Here is an 18,354-nt window from a genome sequence, read left to right as displayed (position 1 = left end):
CATGCTGACAAGAAGAAAGGAAGGAGCCGAGGAGCTCGAGGCGCTGTCTGCCAAGAAGCCCGGCCTCAAGGGTCTCGGCAGCATGCGCACCAGCTCGAAGATCGCGCTCGGCATCCTCGCGGTCGTCGTGATCCTCTCGATCCTGGCGTCCGTCATCGCACCGTTCGACCCCTACGCAATCGACATCGCGCGCCAGGCCCCGACGGGCGCGCACATCTTCGGTACCGACGACAAGGGCCGCGACATCCTGTCCCGCATGCTGTACGGCGGCCGCATCTCGCTCGTCATCGGCTTCGGCGCCACGCTGTTTGCGCTCGTGACCGGTTCCATCATCGGCGCCGTCGCGGCCGTCTCGCGCAAGTGGGTGTCCGAGGTCATCATGCGCATCCTCGACATCATCATGTCCGTCCCCGGCATCGCCCTCGCCGCCGTCCTCGTCACCATCCTCGGCAAGTCCGTGCCGGCGATCATCTTCTCGATCGGCTTCATGTACATGCCGCAGATCGCGCGCCTCGTCCGCGCGAACATCATGAGCGAATACGGCGAGGACTACGTGCGCGCGGTCATCGTCTCGGGCGCCCGCGCCCCGTGGATCCTCGTGAGGCACGTCCTGCGCAACTGCGCCGCGCCGATCCTCGTGTTCACCGTCACGCTCGTCGCCGACGCCATCATCTTCGAGGCGTCGCTCACCTTCCTGTCCGCGGGCATCGCGGAGCCGACGCCGACCTGGGGCAACATCCTGGCCGACGCCCGTGCGGGCGTGCTGTCCGGACGTTGGTGGCAGGCGCTGTTCCCGGGCATCGCGATCATGGTCACGTGCCTTGCGCTGAACATCCTCTCCGAGGGCATCACGGACGCCATGGCGGCGGCACCCGCCGCATCGGTCGACGCCGAGAACAGCGAGAGCCGTCGTGCGGACGACATCCTCGCCTCCGACCCCGTCCGCGCCTACAAGGAGCAGGCCGCGTCCCTCGAGCGCAGGCTCGGCGCCCTCAGGAAGGTTGAGCTCGCGCGCACGGACCGCCACGTCCCGGACCTCACCGTCAAGCCCATCCTCTCGGTCAGGAACCTCTGCATCAGCTTCCCCTCGCACGGCGACGTCAACGTCGTGGACCACGTCTCGTTCGACGTCCGTCCCGGCCAGTGCATGGCCCTCGTGGGCGAGTCCGGCTGCGGCAAGTCCATCACCACCAAGTCGATCATGAACCTCCTGCCCAAGACGGCGAAGATCTCCGGAGAGATCGACTACAAGGGCACGGACCTTCTCAAGATCAGCGACGAGGAGCACCGCAAGCTCCTTGGCACCGAGATGGCCATGGTCTACCAGGACGCCCTCTCGTCCCTCAACCCGTCCATGCTCATCTCCGCACAGATGAAGCAGCTCACGAGCCGCGGGGGCACCCGCAGCGCCGAGGAGCTTCTCGAGCTCGTCGGCCTCGACCCCAAGCGCACGCTCGAGAGCTACCCGCACGAGCTTTCCGGCGGCCAGCGCCAGCGCGTGCTCATCGCCATGGCGCTCACCCGCGACCCGTCCCTCGTCATCTGCGACGAGCCGACGACGGCGCTGGACGTGACCGTACAGAAGCAGGTCATCAAGCTCCTGAACGACCTCCAGGCAAAGCTCGGCTTCGCCATGATCTTCGTCTCCCACGACCTCGCGCTCGTGGCGGAGGTCGCTTCCGAGATCACGGTCATGTACGCCGGCCAGATCATCGAGCAGGCCCCCACGAAGGAGCTGCTCACGAACCCGATCCACGAGTACACGCGCGGCCTTCTGGGCTCGGTCCTGTCCATCGAGGAGGGGGCGAAGGACGGCTCCCGCCTGCACCAGGTGCCCGGCTCCGTGCCGTCGCCCGAGGACTTCCCGAAGGGCGACCGCTTCGCGCCGCGCTCCAGCCACCCCACGCTCGGCCTCGACGTGCACCCCGTGATCAAGGCGCTGCCGGGAGGCGCGCACCACAAGTACTCCGAGCTGCCCGACGAGTACCTCGAGAAGAACGGTCTTCTCCCGTACCTCCAGAGGGCCGGCATCGCAACGGCAAAGGAGGTGAGGTAGGTGAGCGAAGCCACGAAAGAGGAGCCCATCATCTTCCTCGACGACATCTCTGTGACGTTCAGGACCCGCACTGGCTCCATCCTGCACCCCAACCTCGTGCACGCCGTCCAGGGCGTGACCATCAAGCTCATGCCCGGTGAGACCGTGGGCATCGTCGGCGAGTCCGGCTGCGGAAAGTCGACCACGGCAAACGTCATGTGCGGCCTGCAGTCGCCCACGTCCGGGCGCGTGTACTTCAAGGGGACGGACGTGACGAAGCGCACGGCCGACCTGCGCAAGAAGATCGGCCGCGTCGTCTCGGTCGTGTTCCAGGATCCCGCGACCGCGCTCAACCCCCGCATGGTCGTCCACGACCAGCTCCGCGACCCGCTTCTCGTGCACAAGGTCGGCACCGAGCAGGAGCAGGAGCGGCGCATCAACGAGCTCATCGAGCTCGTCGGCCTTCCCAAGAGCGCCCTGCGCGCCCTGCCGGGGCAGCTGTCCGGCGGCCAGCGCCAGCGCGTCGCCATCGCGCGCGCCATGTCGCTCAAGCCGGACGCGATCATCGCGGACGAGCCCACCTCCGCGCTCGACGTGTCCGTCCGCGCGCAGATCCTGAACCTGCTGACGGACCTCAAGCGCGACCTGGGGCTCTCCATGATCTTCATCAGCCACGACATCCAGACCGTGCGCTACATCTCCGACCGCATCATCGTGATGAACCACGGCCAGATCATGGAGCAGGGACCTGCGAAGCAGGTGTTCGAGCACCCGCAGGACGCCTACACCAAGACGCTCCTGGGTGCGGCGCCGTCGCTTCTGCACCCGAAGCTCGGCCAATAGGGGGGAGGTGCCTGGCGCGCGGGGCCCAGACGACAGGGTCCCGCGCGCCGGCACGCCCCTGGAGGGCGGCATGGCAACGTGACGTCCTCCAGGCGCGTGCATGCGGCAAAGACGACGTCAGAAGGGGGTGGGACCATGGTGAGCGAGGCGGAGCTGGCGAGGCTCGAGGCGTATCGCGGCGCGAGCGCGATCCCGGACGACTTCGACGAGTTCTGGGACGAGCGCATGGCGGAGGCCGACGCGGCGCCGCTGGAGTTCGAGGTCGTGCCCGCGGACGCCCCCGGGACGTCCACCTGCCAGCTGAACGACGTCTGGTTTAGGGGCGCGCGGGGCGAGAAGGTCTACGCCCGCTACCTCAGGCCGCTCGACCCCGCGCACGCCGGCCGGCCCGTGCCGCTGGTGCTGAGGTTCCACGGCTACCCCGGCCGCACGCGCAGCTGGTTCGAGAACTGCTCGTTTGCGGGCATGGGCTTCGCCGACATAACGATGGACAACCCCGGCCAGGGCGGACGCAGCCAGGACGTTGGCGGCTACGCCGGCACGACGGTGGCCGGCCATGTGGTGCTGGGCCTGGACGGCGACCCGCGCGACCTGTACTACGTGCGGCTGCACCAGAACGTGCGCGTGCTGTGCCGCATCGTGCGCGAGCTGCCGGGAATTGACCTGTCGCGCGTGTGCGTGTACGGCGACTCGCAGGGCGGCGGCGTGGGCCTTGCGACCTGCGCGCTGAACCCCGACCTCGTGAGCAGGGCCGCCATCCTGTACCCGTTCCTGAGCGACTTCCGCGCCGTGTGGGAGGACGGCGCGGACGAGGTTGCGTACGAGGGCATACGCTACTACTCGCGCTGGTTCGACGCGGACGGCTCGCGCGCGGACGAGTGGCTGGGGCGTCTGGGCTACATAGACACGCTGTGCTTCGCGCACCGCGTGCGCTGCCGCGTGCTGTTTGGCACGGGCCTTGCGGACGCCGTGTGCCCGCCGAAGACGCAGTTTGCGGTGTACAACGCGCTGACGTGCGAGAAGAGCCACGTCCTGTACCCGGACTTCGGCCACGAGGAGATACCCGCCTTCGACGACGAGGTGCTCCGCTTCTTCTGGCAGGGGGCATGACATGGGAGGCCTGATGCAGCGGATGCGCGAGCTGGAGGCGTACGGTGGGTCGTCGACGGTGCCGCGGGACCTTGCGGGGTTCTGGCGGGACCGCCTTGGCGCGGCGGCGCCCCTGGCGCTAGGCGAGGTGCGCCGCGAGCCCGCCGACCTCGACACGCCCGTCGCCACGTACGAGCGGCTGTCGTTCGCCGCCGCGGACGGCACGGTGCTGCACGCGCGCTACGTGTGCCCTCGCGGCGCGGGCGGGGCGGACCGCGGCAGCGCCGGAGCCGACGCGCCGCGCGTGCCGACGGTGGTGATGACGCACGACGTGACGTGCGGCCCGCGCGGCTGGCACCACCTGACGCGCTTTGCGGCCATAGGGCACGCCGTGGTAGAGCTGGAGCGCAGGCCGTGGTCCGGCGACGTGTGCGCCGGCTGGGAGCGCGGCCCCGCCGCGCTGCAGATGACGCGCCTGATATGGGATATGGCGCTCGCCGCACAGGCGGCGGCGTCGCTTCCGCGCACGGACGCGGCGCGCCTCTCCGCGTGGGGTGAGGGCCTTGCCGGCGCGCTCGCCATCGACGCGGCCGCGGCCCTGGACGCGTGCGACGGCGCGGTGTGCCTGCGTCGCGTGGCCGCGCTCAACCCCATGCCGGCGGACGTGCGCGCCACGTGGGAGGCCGGCGGCTCGAGGCTGGTGTACGCCGGCGTGAGGGACCACTTCCGCGTGGAGGACCCCACCGCAGCCCAAGCGGCCGCGCTCTTCTCGGCGCTTGACTACGTGGACGCGGCGAACATGGCGACGCTGCTTCGCGGCTCGCTGCTCTTGGGCACGTCGCTGATGGACGACGCGGCGCTCCCGCAGAGCCAGTACGCGGTCTTCAACCGCGCGCCGGGCGAGAAGCGCCACATCACGTACCCCAAGTGGGGCCATGAGCGCGTGAACGACTTCGAGGACGCCCTCATGGCGTACCTGGTGGCGCCGTGGGGCGCGTCGCGGGCGGGGGCCTGCGACGGCGGGGCCCGCGGCGGCGGGACTTGCGGCGGCACCGCGGGAGGAATAGGTTAGATGTCCGCCGGGCCGAGCGGCCCGCGGATTGGAACAATTGCAGCTATGTGGCCGCGTGGCCACGGATGAGGAGGAGACATGGCAGACTTCAAGATCAGGGGCGTCGTTCCGCCCGTCACCGTCCCGGACACGGACGACCACCAGCTGGACGTGCCCTCGTTCGAGCGCGTCATCAACAGGATGATCGACGCGGGCGTGGACGGCCTGTTCTTCCTGGGGTCCACGGGCGAGGTCGTGTTCTCGACGGACGAGCGCCGCGACCAGATCGTGCGCGAGGCCGTGAGGATCGTGGACCATCGCGTGCCCGTGCTCGTGGGCATCATCGACACCGAGACGGAGCGTATGCTGGAGCACGGCCGCCGCGCGCTCGCGCTGGGCGCGGACGCCCTTGTCGCGACGTGCCCGTTCTACGCGCTGCAGGGCATGGCCGAGGTGGAGGAGCACTTCCGCATCCTGCACAAGGAGCTGGACGCGCCGATCTTCGCGTACGACATCCCCGTGTGCGTGCACACGAAGCTGCCGTGGAAGCTCCTGGCGAAGCTGGGCGCGGAGGGCGTGCTCGCCGGCGTGAAGGACTCCTCCGGCGACGACGTGTCGTTCCGCTACCTGGTGCAGGCAAACGAGAAGAACGGTCACCCGCTTACGCTTCTGACCGGCCACGAGATCGTGGTGGACGGCGCGTACCTGGGCGGCGCGGACGGGTCTGTCCCGGGGCTCGCGAACGTGATCCCCGTGCCGTACGTGGAGCAGTGGAAGGCGGCGCAGGCCGGCGACTGGGCCCGCGTGAAGGAGCTGCAGGACCAGATCAACGAGGTGTCGCACATATTTGACGTGACGTCCGGCGTGCAGGGCTACGCAGGCGGCGTCGGAGCGTTCAAGTGCGCACTGAACCTCATGGGCGTGTTCGACTCCAGCCAGATGCCGAGGCCCGTGAAGCCGCTCGAGGGCGCCAACCGCGAGGCCATCCGCAAGGTGCTGGTGGACACGGGCGTGCTCGAGGCGTAGGGCGCGGACGTACGGGGCATGCGAGAGGTTGGGAGATGCGATGGATGAGGTCAAGAGGGTAGTTGCCGTGGACGTGGGCGGCACGAAGGTCGCGGCGGCGCTCGTGACGCTGACGGACGCGGGCGAGCCCGCGATCGAGCACTTTGGCAAGGCGCCCACGGAGGCGAAGCTCGGCGGGGCCCACGTGCTGGAGGTCATCGTGGGCCAGGTGGAGCGCGTGCTTGGCGAGGCCGGCGCGGATGGCGTGTGCGGCATAGGCGTATCTACCGGCGGCGTGGTAGACCCGCTCACGGGGGACATCACGTACGCGAACGACATGATGCCCGGCTGGGGCGGCACGCACCTGGGCGCAGAGCTGGAGGCGCGCTTTGGCCTGAAGGCGCGCGTGATGAACGACGTGCACGCCCACGCGCTGGGCGAGGCCCGCTGGGGTGCCGGCAGGGGGGCGGAGTCGGTGTTCGTGTGCGCGGTGGGCACGGGCATCGGCGGCGCGTTCGTGGAGCGCGGCCACCTGCTTCTGGGCGCGCACGGAGCCGCCACCAACATTGGCCACGTGACGTGCGCGGACGCGCGCGGGATCCCGTGCCAGTGCGGCGCGGTGGGCCACGTGGAGACCATCGCGGCGGGCCCCGGCATCCTGGAGCGCTACCTGGAGCTGGGCGGTGCCAAGACGGACGAGAAGGGCGCCCCCGTGGACGGCGCGTACGTCAGCCGCGCGGCGGAGGCCGGCGACGCAGCGGCCGTCGCGGCCGAGGAGCGCTCTGGGCGCGCGTTGGGCGAGGTGCTTGGCAACATGGTGAACCTGTTCGACCCGGAGTGCGTGGTGCTTTCCGGCTCCGTGGCGAAGTGCGGTCCGGTGTGGCACCGGGCGCTCAGGGCCGGCTGGGACGGCGCCGTCATGCCGCCGCAGGCGCACACGCCCGTGCGCGACGGCCAGCTGGGCGACAACGCGCCGCTCGTGGGCGCGGCCGAGAACCTGGCCCGCTCCGCGTACGTCGGCCTCGAGTAGCACGATCTTCAGCCGCGGCCGTACGGCCGCCTATGGGAAAGGTGAAGCAATGGAAGTAGCTCCTCTCGTCCAGTCACTCAAGGGCAGGCTCGTCGTGAGCGTGCAGGCGTATCCCGGCGAGCCGCTGCGCCACCCGGAGACCATGGCCCAGATGGCCCAGGCGTGCGAGGAGGGCGGCGCCGCGGCCATACGCTGCCAGGGCCTGGCGGACATCGCCGCGATCAAGGGCCGCGTCGAGGTGCCCGTCATCGGCCTGTGGAAGGAGGGGCACGAGGGCGTGTACATCACCCCGACGCTGCGGCACGCCGTCGCGTGCGTGAACGCCGGCGCGGACGTGGTCGCCATCGACGCGACGGACCGCCCGCGGCCGGACGGGCGCACGTTTGCCCAGACCGTGCGCGACCTGCGCGCGCAGTGCGAGACCCTCGTGATGGCGGACTGCATGACGATCGAGGACATCAGGAACGCCGTAGCGTGCGGCTGCGACCTGGTCTCGACCACGCTCAGCCACAACAAGCCCGCCATCCAGACCACCATGGACGAGGGCCCGGACCTGGACCTGCTGCACCAGGCCACCGGCGAGTTCCCGGGGCTGCCCATCATCTGCGAGGGGCACGTGCACACGCCGGCGGACGCCGCGGCGGCCATGGGCGCCGGCGCGTGGGCCGTGGTGGTGGGCACGGGCATCACGCACCCCACGAGCCTGACGAAGTGGTTCTGCGCGGCGGTCGAGGGATAGCGGCCGGCTCGGCCGTCACGACCGGCTCGACCGGCGCGGCCGCCTGCCGAGGCTAGCCCCTGCGTGCGCGCCCGAGGCGTGCGCAGGGGCTGCCGTTTCGCATGCCCACGACGATGGGCGCCGCGTACTCCCCGCGCTGGCGGGGATGGTCGGCGCGATAGTGGGCGCCTCGGCTCTCGCGCCGCTCGAGCATGGCACGGGCGGCGGCGAGGGCCGACGTGACGAGAAGCGCGAGACGCCTTTCTCGCGTGGTGGCACTCATGCCCAGCAGCGTGTCGACGGCACGGGCGAGGCACAGCTCGTCCCGCCCGACCAGGCAGTGCTGGGACATGGTGCGGCGCAGCAGCGCCACCTCTGCTTCGACCCGGGCTGCGCCGGCATCGGATGCGCGCCAGGCGCGGTCGCGCGCCCAGCGGGGCAGCGCGGGCGCCGCCAGGGGTGCGGGGGCGTAAGACCCGGCGGCCTCGCTTCCGGCAATCTTCCCAAAGACAAGCGCGTTTGCGCTGGAAAGGCCGCCTATGCGGTCCGCACCGTGCATTCCTCCCGTCAGCTCGCCGCACGCAAACAGGCCTAGTGGCGCGCCCAGGCACCGCGCATGCGCATCGATCGCGACGCCGCCGTTCGAGGCGTGCGCGTAGTGGCAGATCCTAAGGTCGCGCGCCCAACCGGGACCAAGCGCCCGCCGGGCCCACCGCACGTACGTCCCCACGAAGTCCGGAAGCGGGCTGGGCAGGTCGTACTCCACGGTGACGCCCTCGGCGCCCGTGGCGGCGACGGCCAGGTCAACGGCAAGGTCCGGAAGGCGCGCCGTCATGGGGCCGTGGGCCGACCTCATGCGCAGCAGCGCGTCGTCCACCGCAAGCCGCGTGCCGTCGGGCGCAAGCAGCCGCGCGTAGCGAAACGTGCGCTCGTTGAAGACGATGCCCCGCGCGGGGGCGAGAAGACCGCACATGATCTGCTGGAACTCCACGTTCACGAGGCGCCCGCCGTGCTCGAGCACGATGGCGTGCGCGCACCCGCCGACGTCCGGCCCGGCGAGCGTGCGGTCGAACAGGCCGCCGAGGCCTCCCGTGGCCAGAACCATGCTGCCGCACGGCACGCATGCCAGGTCGCCCGTCGCGCGGTCCAGAAAGACGCCGCCGCACACCCGGCCCGACGCCTCGAGCACGTCCAGCAGCTCGAGGCCGGCCGTGTGCGCGACGCCCTTCCCGCGCAGCAGGCGCCCGACGGCGCGCGCGTAGCCCTCGCGACGGATGCCGTGCCAGTCGCGGGTGGCGTGGTCGAAGCAGGGCACGTAGTCGCGCTCGCCCTCGCTTCCCGCCGCGGGGCGCGCCAGCTCGCAGCCCTGGGCGGCGAGGTCCTCTACCGCCTGGGGGATGCCGCGCACGAGCGTGCGCACAAGGGCCTCGTCGGCCATGCCCGCCCCCACGCGGCAGACCGTGCGAACCAGGTCCTCGGCATCGTCCTCTCCGCGCGGTCCCACAAGCCCAAGCCCCCACGTGCCGGGAAAGAAGCTCGAGCCGGAGAACAGGGGGCCCACGGACGCGATGCGCACGCGGGCCCCCTGGCACGCCGCCGCAAGCGCCGCCTGCGTGCCGGCGAGCCCGGCGCCCACCACCAGCACGTCGCAGCGCCCGAACGTCCGCATGCCCCTAGGCCCCATGCGCTGCGTCCACTACAGCGGACACTTGCTCAGGGCGGCCTCGTCCGCGATCACGGTGCAGTTGGTGTGCAGCTGCAGAATCGAGGCGGGGCACCGCGGGTCCACGGGGCCAAAGCACATGGCGCGCACCGCGTCCGCCTTGTCCTCTCCGTTCGCGACGACGAGGATGCTGCGCGCATACATGATGGTCTGGACGCCCATGGTGTACGCCTGGCGCGGCACCTCGTCCGGGCTGTCAAACAGGCGGCTGTTCGCGTCGATGGTGCTCTGGGTCAGGTTCACCATGTGGGTTCCCTTGCTGAACACGCTGTCCGGTTCGTTGAACCCGATGTGGCCGTTGCGGCCGATGCCCAGAAGCTGCAGGTCGGGGAAGCCCGCGTCCGCCACGATCCTGTCGTACTCCGCGCACGCGGCGTCGGCGTCGGGGTTCGCCCCGTCCGGCACGTGCGTGTTCGCCAGGTCGATGTTGATGTGGTCGAAGAAGTTCTTGCGCATGAAGTAGTGGTAGCTCTGGACGTGGTCGTGCGACAGCCCGCGGTACTCGTCCAGGTTGTACGTGCTCACGTGCGAGAAGTCGCAGTCGCCCTTCGCGCACCACTCCGCAAGCTGGCGGTACGTGCCAATGGGCGTGCTGCCGGTTGCGAGCCCCAGCACGGAGTCCGGCTTCAGTATCACCTGCGCAGAGATGATGTTCGCGGCCTTGCGGCTCATGTCCTTGTAGTCCGTCGTCCGAACGATCCTCAACTTAGGCCTCCAAGCTCTTCTCGGCACCTTGCCCTTGGCGGCGCCGTGCCTTATGCCCCTGTACCAAACGCTAATACCAGTTGCGCATGACGCGGGCGAGAGGAACGTGGGCCCTCCGCAGCGGCACGCCGCGGGGCGCGCCGGGCCCCATGGCCCGCACCATGCGAACAGTTGCCTAACATTGTAGCCACTAACAGCCGTTTTTGTGACGGACGGACCGTTGGGCTCGGCAAGTGGGCCACTTGTCGCACGCGCGCGGCCCCTGCGGCTCGCCACGGCCGACCCCGTGTAGAATTGGTATGTGGTAGTTACCAGTCTTGCGCAACGCCTAGGAGATGAGCCTGGTGGATTTGACCCGAAAGCAGCCTCTGTACGACCAGCTGTTCGACATCCTGAGGGATAAGATCCAGAACGACATGGCCCCGGGCGACCTTCTGCCCTCGGAGCGCCAGCTCTCGCAGCAGTACGGGCTCTCGCGCACGACGGTCCGCCTCGCCCTGGACAGCCTCGAGAAGATGGGCCTCGTCACGCGGCGCCACGGCAAGGGCACGTACGTGTCGGACGCGCGCCACTCCGAGACCGACCTCGCGCTGTGCTACAGCTTCACCGAGGAGATGCGCCGCCTTGGCAAGACGCCCAAGACGCAGGTCCTGAGCTTCTCGCAGGAGGAGGCCAACAAGTCGGTGAGCTCCGCGCTCGGCCTGCACCTGGGCGCGACCGTGTGGCACCTGCACCGCCTGCGCCTTGCCGACGACGAGCCCATGCTCGTGGGCCACACCTACCTGCCGCTGGAGATGTTTGGGAGCCTCACGCACGAGAAGGTCAGCAGCCATTCGCTGTACGACCTCCTCGAAAGCGAGTTTGGCCAGACCATCAAGACGGCGGAGGAGGAGGTGCGCGTGATGACGGCGCGCGCGGCCGACGCCGACCTGCTGCTGATTCCGGAGGGATCGCCCGTGCTCGAGATCTCGCGCCTCACGTACAACGCGGCCGGGCGCATCATCGAGTTCACGCGGAGCTCGGCGCGCGTGGACAAGTTCAAGTACCACGTCATCCACAGCAGGGACTAGCGCAAGGCCGGCGCGAGGGTCCCGCGGCAGAAAAATGCCGCAGGCGGCCACGGGCGACCGTCTGCGGCGGACTTTCCGCATGCAAGCGGAAGGCGGGGGGGCGCTACTTCGTGGTGACCACCAAAAGCGGGTCCCCAACCTTCACCAGGGGGTGTCCCGCGATCATGGTGCTGCTGTCGCTCACGTTGTCGACGCTGCCATAGTCTGAGTAGTTCGTGACCACGACGGTCACCACGTCGTCGTGGCCGGCCTCGCGGATGGCGTCCATGTCGAAGGTCAGAAGCGGCGTGCCGGCCTTGACCTCCTGGTTCGACTCGACAAGGCGCGCGAAGCCCTCGCCGTTCATCTCCACGGTATCGATGCCAACGTGGATGAGGATGTCGACCCCGCCCGCCATGGTCATGCCGATGGCGTGGTTCGTGACCGTCGTGGCGCCGATGCGTCCGCTCACCGGCGCGTACACCACGCCGACCTGGGGCACGATGCCAAGACCCTCGCCAAAGAATCCGCTGGATATCGCCTCGTCGTGAATCTCGTCGAGCGTGACGACGGTGCCCGTGACCGGCGCGTAGATCGTTCCGGGCGCGGTGGCGAAGCTGGCGGGCGCGGGAGTCTTGGAGTCGCCGTCGGGCTTGAACATGGCATTCTTGATCTTCTCGACCAGTCCCATCGAAGTGCCTCCTCTGTGTGGGCGGACGGTGCGTACGGACAATGTTCCTAACGTGATTCTAATGCCGCTTGCATGGCGCCTGACGTTGCGACGCGCAAGGAAGTGGTTCGAAATTGTGAACCTAGGGCAACTGTGCGTTCTCACTGGATATCAATCGAAATTGAGCAAGAACGCACGGGCGCCCTGACGCTTGATGGGGCGCCCGCCTTCTGGGCAACGTCGAGGTGGTCGTGGGCGCGATCCTGCTTTCGCGGATGGGCAGACCCACAATTTTGCAAAGTGAACAACCATGCTGCAAAAACAATTCATCAGTAGCATGTACGTTCGGAGGTCCGATGAACAGGATTCTCGAAAGGGCAGTGCGAGAGAGCGGTGGGCTTATCACTGCCGCTATGGTGACGCGACTTGGCGTGCAGCGTCGCGAGCTCACGCGCGCGGTCGAGAAGGGCGAGCTCCTGAGGCTTGGACGAGGTCTGTACTGCACTCCGGAGACGTGGGGGGACGAGTGCGTGATTGCGCAGTACAGGTTTGCGCGTGGCATCTTCTCTCACGACACGGCACTTTACCTCTTGGGGCTATCCGACCAGTCACCGGAAACCCTTGCGATATGCTGCGCGGCACGTCGATGCCAGACCTGCAGCTGCTGAACCCGGCAATGCGCAGCTACCTTTCGTCACCGGGGCGAAGCGTGACTAGGCTGCAGTCGTACGCCCGTGCCCTTGGAGTATCACGCAAGATCGGGTTCTACCTGAAGGTGCTGCTATGAGAACGAGAAACGCAATGCAGCTGAAGGCCCTCATCAACAACAGGGCAAAGGCTGCCGTAGTCTCCCCACAGCTTATGCCGCAGAACTACATGCTCGAGCGTCTCATAGACCGAGTCTCGCGCTCAAGGTGGTGTGACGGCATCGTCGTAAAGGGCGGTATGTTATTGGCTCGCTTATCGGCGTGGACCGGCGAACCACCAAGGACCTCGACACTTTGGTCACCGCTTCTCGCTTACGCATGAGACGGCGACCAAAGTGTTCAGGAAGATCTGTGCCATTGACGCCGATGACGACCTAAGCTTCGAGTTCCTGCGTACGGGGGATATTCGCGAGGGCGATCAATACCCGGGGATTCGGGTGTTCCTGAGGGCAATATGCGAGCCGCTGGCAGTTCCGCTCGCCAGCGACGTGACGACTGGCGACAAGATTACGCCAGGAGCCATCGCGTACGAATATCCCTTTGTTTTTGATGATGGGTCGGCGCGAATAATGGCATATCCCCTGGAGACCATTCTTGCCGAAAAGCGCGATGTCTGCGATGCAGATACGTTGGAAAGGGCGCTCGCGGCCACTTGCTCAAAACGCAACAGCGAATCCGTCATGAGAGACAGGACGCGCACAATCTCCGCGATGCGCGAGAGCGAGGACCTGTCTCGACAATGGCGCAACCACGGGTCAAAGCATTCATACGCCCAGGGCATAGGGTTCCTGGATACGCTGCAGGCAGTTCAGGAGGCGGCAGACGCATCGGAGGCAAGCTTCGTCTCATCCTTGGTTGGACAGGCGTCGGTGCCGCCAGGCTCCTGCGCCACGAGCTCGTAGGCCAGACGCGGGGAGTGGTCACGCACGTAGATGATGCCGCGGTATTGGAATCCCGCGCGAAGGATGGCGGCCTGCATCACCTTGTTGTCCGCGTGCGTGTCCACCCTCAGGTGTCTGCGGCTGCGCAGGGAGAATCTTACGGCCCGTTGGAACACGCCGCGCATGCTCCCGTCACTCGCGACCTGATGCAGCGTGCCGTACGGAGAGTCCGATTCCCAACTGCCGCCCTCGATGCGCGCATACGTTGGGTCTGGTCCCAGGATGAGCGCAAACGCGGCGTGTATGACGCCTTCCTGCGCCAGGACGTAGAGCTCGCCACGGCGGATTCGCCCGTCTATCAGCTCTCTTGGCGGAAAGTCGTCGCCCCACTGGGTGGGGTTGCCCGTCTCCTTCATGAACCTGCGCGCGGAGGCGTACACCTCCATCACGGGGTCGAGGTCTGCCCGCACGGCCTTCCTGATCACGACGTCCTGCATGCTGCCTCCGACGCTCGCCTAAATGTTCCCGAGCCATTGTTACACGAAGCGCCCGACGGCGCATTCGCAAGGCGAGAAGGGCCCGCGCTCTTGGCCCGGGCCCTTCCGTGCGTTCCGTCTTCCGGCGCTCGCCGGCGGTGCCGAGCGTTCGGCGCGTGTCCCTATGCGAGCATTTCGCGACTTACGGTCGCGCCGGCACCCGACGCGCCCGCGTTGCGGCCGTATATGTCACCAGCGTCGTCGCGGTGCGCCTCTGCCCAGGGCTCGCTCTGCCTCACGGCCGCCCGCACCAGCAGGGCAAGGCGGATGGCCAGCGGTCCAACCAGCGGCGCCAGGGCAAACGTGGTGAGCGCGCCCGCCGTGGGCATGGTGCCCGCCATGGCCATGCGCGCCACGGCGTCGCCCGCGCTCAGCACCAAGAACGCAACGAGCGTCGTGGGTGCCACCATCATGGCGCCGCACGTGCGAGATGCCTCCCGGCCCATGCGCCACGTAAGGAGCACGGCACCCGCCCAGACGGCTGCGGCGGGGGAGAGGCACGCCATCGCGGCGGCGCGCCCCGCAGCGCCTCCGCCAAAGAGCGCGTCCGCGGCGCCGAGCGGCGTCAGGACCGCCGCCGCGAGAGCGGCCTCGGCCAGTCCGATCGCGACCGCGAGCGACGCGCGATTGGCTTTGGTCGCAACCATCTTGCGCAGGCGCTTCTCGGCATCGCACTCTTGCATGTGGCTTTCCGCCATGACGGCATCCCTTCCCTTGGGCTTGCGAGGCCGCACGGCGGGCGTGCGGAGCGGCTTGCGACGGCCCCTCGCGTTTCGCGTTGCTGCCACCCATGGTTCCATAGTGCCGTCGTGTGCGTGTCAGCGCAGTTTAAGGAAATCGTACGCTGTGGCGCGCGGGGCGCCTCCTGTGCCCGTCCATGGGCTCGCATCCGTTGGTTCCAAAGTTGCGGTCGCTCGTCCGTTTCGTCCGCGTGGCCATTCGAACGCGCCCGATGCGCCCTCCGTATAATGCAACCCAATGTCGAACGCACGGTGGGAGGCGGACCATGGGCTACATGGAGCGCGAGCACCGCGGCGGAGCGCGGCATGGTCGTCAAGGGCTGCGCCCTTCTGTACCCCGCGTTCAACCTGCACGATGCCGTGCGCGCCGCATGAGCTTCGCGTGATACCCGGCGGTCGCCACACGAACGTCGCTACCGCCTGAAGAGCCTGCTCATGAGGTCGGCGTTCTGTGCAAGGCGGCGGCTCTTCTCATCCTCGTTCGGGACCCACGACCCCGGCTCGCCATCCAGAACGTCTCCCTCGCGGACACCTGGGGGCAGCTCTGCCAGCGGAGCGTCCACGTAACGGTCTCCGTCTACCTCGAGCACGGCGACGTCGCCCTCGAGCCTGTCCACTATTGCACGCATTTTCGGGGCTCCCTTCCGTATCAGACGGCCGCAAGCGCCACGCAACCGCAAGTGCCGTCCGCGCGCTATCCTCCGCAGACCTTGCAGGCAGTGTAGCCCTGGGTCTCGGCCTGGGACCGCGGCATGGCCGTGACCACCTTGCTGCGCGAGAGCGTGCGGCAGCCCTTGGAGTGGTACTTCGTTCCCGAGGGCGCCACGTAGACCACTTCCTCCTGCGCGCCGGGGGAGGAGGGCTGTGGTTGTGACGCCTCCGTCTGGGCCGGTGCCGCCTGACCTGCGCCTGCGCCGGCCTCGTCGAGGGACGACGAGGCCGCCCCCGCGTCCGTGCTCTGAGCCTGGACCGTGCCCTGCCTCTCGGTCGACGCGTTCAGGTCATGCCCGTCGGACGTGACCGTCACCGTTCCCTGCGCGCCCGTGCCGTATGCGGTGGTTCCCGTGGCGGCCAGCGCGTCCAGGACGGTCTGGGCGGGGTGTCCGTACGAGTTGCCCAGACCATAGCTCAGCACGGCGACCTTTGGCGTGAGCCTCTGGGCGAGGGCGGCGTCGGTGCCGGACGCGGATCCGTGGTGGGACGCCTTCAGCACGTCCACGTGACCCGCGACGCACTGCTCAAGAGCCTCGACCGGCGCATCCCCCGTGAACAGGAACGTGTTCTGCCCATACGTCACGAGTATCACGACGCTGTAGTCGTTCGAGTCATCGTAGGAGGCGCCCTGCCTTGGCCACAGCACGTCGATCGCGTAGCCGTCCCCAGATGCGATCCTCCGTCCGGCGTACGCCTCGTCTATCCGCAGGTTCTTGGCGGCAACTGCCTCGAGGAAGCGCGTGTAGGCGTGCGTGGAGTGATTGCACCGCGGAGCCCACACGGAGCCTACGTCGTTTGCGCGAATCACGTCGGGAAGGCCGCCGATGTGGTCCGCGTCGGGATGCGTCTCGACCAGCCAGTCGATGCGCGCCCGTCCGTCCCCGGCGAGCGCGGAGGTCACCGTCTGCCCGCCCTCGCGACCCGCGTCGATGACCATGGTCCTGCCATCGGGAAACTCGACCACGGTGGCGTCGCCTTGGCCCACGTCCAGGTAGCGAACGACGAGCCGTCGCCCGGAGTCGTCGTCGCTCTTCTCGCCCGCGGACCCGCCCGACTCCGTGCCCGCGGCCTCGGCCGTCCGCCTGCCGGGTTTGCTCTTCTGCCCGCCGTCCTCGCGTTGCACGGCGTGTCGCTTGCCTGGCTTCGCGTCCGCCTTCGAGGAGGCCTTGCCTGCCGCGGTGGCCTTTGCGCTCGCGTCCACCCTTGCCGAGGTGGCCGTGGGCGTGCCGAGGACGCTTGCGCTGGCAAGTAGGACGGCCAGGATGCCATAGGCCAGCGCCGCCATGGCCCTTCTCGCTCCCGGCGAGATGCGAAGGAGACCCTGCACCGCCGGTGCGTCCTGGTGGGCGTCTGCCACGCGTCGCCATGCCCAGCGCGTGAGGAACCACATCCCCGCGCAGAGCGCGACCATGCCGACGACGGGCACGACCGATATGAGGACCGCTACGGCGGCAACGGCGAGAAATGCCGTGAGGCATCCCTTGGCACAACCTTTTGAACCTTGCCTTGCCATGCGCGTCACCCCTTGAGCTGCCGAACCTACTTGCTGTGCCAGGCTTTTTGGCTTGGTCTTAAAGGAGGCAGGAGAGAAGCGTGAGAATGGCGAGGCCACCCTGTGTGAGGATGATCTTAGGGCTGCTCGTGATGCTGCCGTATGCGGCGACTGCCACGATGTAGAGCATCAGGGCCACGACGGCGGCCTTGCTCGCGAAGCCAAAGACGGCGACGAGGACGAGGACGGCGATGAGACCGTTGTAGACGCCCTGGTTCTTGAAGAGCGTGTTGACGGAGGGACGGTTGAGCTCGGCCGTGGTCATTCCGAACACCTTCGCCGTGCGGTCCGACGCGGTGGCGATGGTCTCGAGGTAGCAGATGAAGAAGAACTCCGCCGCGACAAGGGTTGCGAGTATGGTTGTGACGATGCTCATGAGATTCCTTTCGCAAATCTTTGTTAACGGGAAAAGTGTAGCTGAACGTGAATCAAAGGCACCCGTAAGGGCTGCTCGAAAATCTATCCTCTTGCGTAATAGCCGTACGGGACCGATGACTCTGTGGATAAAGAAGGCCCCCGCGCATGGTGCGCGAGGGCCAGGCGGAAGATGGCTGCAAGCTGGTGGCCGCGCGCAGCGGTTTTGGCTACAGCGAGCGGAGGGCGTCCACCAGTGCCGTCTTGCCTGCGGTCCTCTCGTCCTTCATCTTGATTACTCGGGCCGGGCAACCGGCGACGACCGCGCCGGCGGGCACGTCCTCGGTCACGACGGCGCCGGCCGCGACGACTGCGCCCCTGCCCACGCGGCAGCCCTCGATCACGACGGCGTTCGCGCCGAGCATCACGTCGTCCTCGATCACGACGGGCGTGGCACTTGCGGGCTCGACGACGCCGGCGAGCACCGTGCCGGCACCCACGTGGCAGTGCTTGCCGACGATGGCGCGTCCTCCGAGGACCGCGCCCATGTCGATCATGGTGCCCTCGCCTACGACGGCGCCGATGTTGATGATGGCGCCCATCATGATGACGGCATTGTCACCGATGGAGACCTTCTCGCGGATGATGGCACCCGGCTCGATGCGCGCGTTCACCCCGCGTACGTCGAGCATGGGAACTCCGGAGTTGCGCCGGTCGCACTCCACGACTACGTCCTCGATGTCGTCCGCGTTATCGCTGAGGGCGGGACCCACCTGCGACCAGTCGCCAAAGATGACCTTGCTCCCCGTTCCGAAGACGTGGGAGTCTGAACCGTAGTCTATCTGCGCGCCTTCGCGCTCGCGGACGAAGACGCGTACGGGTGTCTTCTTGGGGGCGTTGGCGATGTAGTCGATGATTTCCTGGGCGTCCACTGGACCTCCTTGGTAGTTTT

At 68.1% G+C, this 18,354-nt stretch carries 19 protein-coding genes; 10 read left to right on the top strand and 9 right to left on the bottom strand.

Going from position 1 to position 18,354, the window contains the following annotated elements:
* Position 1: 1 nt before the first annotated feature.
* The 7 genes from ACTQWE_RS07065 to ACTQWE_RS07035 all read left to right on the top strand — a co-directional run bounded on the left by ACTQWE_RS07065 (position 2) and on the right by ACTQWE_RS07035 (position 7,792).
* Complete coding sequence (locus tag ACTQWE_RS07065) at positions 2–2,056, top strand: dipeptide/oligopeptide/nickel ABC transporter permease/ATP-binding protein (protein WP_441921460.1); 2,055 nt, start codon at positions 2–4, stop codon at positions 2,054–2,056.
* Entirely contained in the window at positions 2,057–2,878 is an 822-nt protein-coding gene (locus ACTQWE_RS07060) for an ABC transporter ATP-binding protein (RefSeq protein ID WP_441921458.1), read from the top strand.
* 135 nt (positions 2,879–3,013) lie between these two features.
* Positions 3,014–3,988: an acetylxylan esterase gene (locus ACTQWE_RS07055; protein ID WP_441921456.1), complete on the top strand. Its 975-nt coding sequence runs from the start codon at positions 3,014–3,016 to the stop codon at positions 3,986–3,988.
* A 13-nt stretch (positions 3,989–4,001) separates the two neighbouring features.
* Positions 4,002–5,039 (top strand): acetylxylan esterase, encoded by a 1,038-nt coding sequence (locus ACTQWE_RS07050; RefSeq protein WP_441921454.1) that lies wholly within the window; start codon positions 4,002–4,004, stop codon positions 5,037–5,039.
* Between the two features lie 78 nt (positions 5,040–5,117).
* Positions 5,118–6,044: a dihydrodipicolinate synthase family protein gene (locus ACTQWE_RS07045; RefSeq protein ID WP_441921452.1), complete on the top strand. Its 927-nt coding sequence runs from the start codon at positions 5,118–5,120 to the stop codon at positions 6,042–6,044.
* A gap of 40 nt (positions 6,045–6,084) precedes the next feature.
* Positions 6,085–7,053, top strand: a complete 969-nt coding sequence (locus ACTQWE_RS07040) for an ROK family protein (protein ID WP_170104262.1) — start codon at positions 6,085–6,087, stop codon at positions 7,051–7,053.
* A 49-nt stretch (positions 7,054–7,102) separates the two neighbouring features.
* Positions 7,103–7,792 carry an N-acetylmannosamine-6-phosphate 2-epimerase gene (locus ACTQWE_RS07035; RefSeq protein ID WP_441921450.1) on the top strand — a complete coding sequence of 230 codons (690 nt, stop codon included), beginning with the start codon at positions 7,103–7,105 and terminating at the stop codon, positions 7,790–7,792.
* Between the two features lie 52 nt (positions 7,793–7,844).
* Here the strand turns inward: ACTQWE_RS07035 and ACTQWE_RS07030 are convergent, their stop codons facing one another.
* Together ACTQWE_RS07030 and nagB are read right to left on the bottom strand one after the other, a co-directional pair.
* On the bottom strand, positions 7,845–9,455 hold the full coding sequence (locus tag ACTQWE_RS07030) for an FAD-binding protein (RefSeq protein ID WP_441921448.1): 1,611 nt from the start codon (positions 9,453–9,455) through the stop codon (positions 7,845–7,847).
* Between the two features lie 12 nt (positions 9,456–9,467).
* Positions 9,468–10,199, bottom strand: coding sequence for a glucosamine-6-phosphate deaminase (nagB, locus tag ACTQWE_RS07025; RefSeq protein WP_170104265.1), 732 nt, complete (start codon positions 10,197–10,199; stop codon positions 9,468–9,470).
* 335 nt (positions 10,200–10,534) lie between these two features.
* Here nagB and ACTQWE_RS07020 point away from each other — a divergent pair, with 335 nt between their 5' ends.
* Positions 10,535–11,269, top strand: a complete 735-nt coding sequence (locus tag ACTQWE_RS07020) for a GntR family transcriptional regulator (RefSeq protein ID WP_170104266.1) — start codon at positions 10,535–10,537, stop codon at positions 11,267–11,269.
* A gap of 103 nt (positions 11,270–11,372) precedes the next feature.
* On the opposite strand, the gene ACTQWE_RS07015 is transcribed toward ACTQWE_RS07020, so the two are convergent.
* Entirely contained in the window at positions 11,373–11,939 is a 567-nt protein-coding gene (locus tag ACTQWE_RS07015; protein ID WP_170104267.1) for a PTS sugar transporter subunit IIA, read from the bottom strand.
* 254 nt (positions 11,940–12,193) lie between these two features.
* Here ACTQWE_RS07015 and ACTQWE_RS07010 point away from each other — a divergent pair, with 254 nt between their 5' ends.
* Positions 12,194–12,586, top strand: a complete 393-nt coding sequence (locus tag ACTQWE_RS07010) for a type IV toxin-antitoxin system AbiEi family antitoxin domain-containing protein (protein ID WP_441921478.1) — start codon at positions 12,194–12,196, stop codon at positions 12,584–12,586.
* Positions 12,587–12,960: 374 nt separating this feature from the next.
* The gene (locus tag ACTQWE_RS07005; RefSeq protein WP_441855244.1) at positions 12,961–13,527 is read left to right on the top strand and encodes a nucleotidyl transferase AbiEii/AbiGii toxin family protein; all 567 of its coding nucleotides are present in this window, start codon (positions 12,961–12,963) and stop codon (positions 13,525–13,527) included.
* On the opposite strand, the gene ACTQWE_RS07000 is transcribed toward ACTQWE_RS07005, so the two are convergent.
* From ACTQWE_RS07000 to dapD, 6 genes are all read right to left on the bottom strand, one after another.
* Positions 13,434–14,003, bottom strand: coding sequence for an N-acetyltransferase (locus tag ACTQWE_RS07000; RefSeq protein ID WP_441855245.1), 570 nt, complete (start codon positions 14,001–14,003; stop codon positions 13,434–13,436). The genes ACTQWE_RS07005 and ACTQWE_RS07000 overlap by 94 nt on opposite strands.
* A gap of 161 nt (positions 14,004–14,164) precedes the next feature.
* Positions 14,165–14,830, bottom strand: a complete 666-nt coding sequence (locus ACTQWE_RS06995) for a hypothetical protein (RefSeq protein WP_441921445.1) — start codon at positions 14,828–14,830, stop codon at positions 14,165–14,167.
* Positions 14,831–15,195: 365 nt separating this feature from the next.
* Positions 15,196–15,411, bottom strand: a complete 216-nt coding sequence (locus ACTQWE_RS06990) for a DUF3006 domain-containing protein (RefSeq protein WP_441855249.1) — start codon at positions 15,409–15,411, stop codon at positions 15,196–15,198.
* 65 nt (positions 15,412–15,476) lie between these two features.
* Entirely contained in the window at positions 15,477–17,009 is a 1,533-nt protein-coding gene (locus ACTQWE_RS06985; RefSeq protein ID WP_441855251.1) for a ComEC/Rec2 family competence protein, read from the bottom strand.
* A gap of 58 nt (positions 17,010–17,067) precedes the next feature.
* A complete protein-coding gene (locus ACTQWE_RS06980) occupies positions 17,068–17,424 on the bottom strand; it encodes a DUF1304 domain-containing protein (RefSeq protein ID WP_441855252.1) in 357 nt (118 codons plus the stop codon).
* Positions 17,425–17,632: 208 nt separating this feature from the next.
* On the bottom strand, positions 17,633–18,334 hold the full coding sequence (gene dapD, locus ACTQWE_RS06975; RefSeq protein WP_441855254.1) for a 2,3,4,5-tetrahydropyridine-2,6-dicarboxylate N-acetyltransferase: 702 nt from the start codon (positions 18,332–18,334) through the stop codon (positions 17,633–17,635).
* Positions 18,335–18,354: the final 20 nt, after the last annotated feature.

Origin of the sequence: Parafannyhessea sp. LCP19S3_B1 (assembly GCF_052121955.1) — a bacterium.
Classification (GTDB): Bacteria; Actinomycetota; Coriobacteriia; order Coriobacteriales; family Atopobiaceae; genus Parafannyhessea.
Note: the sequence above shows the minus strand (reverse complement) of the source record. Positions and strands in the feature narration are given on the sequence as shown.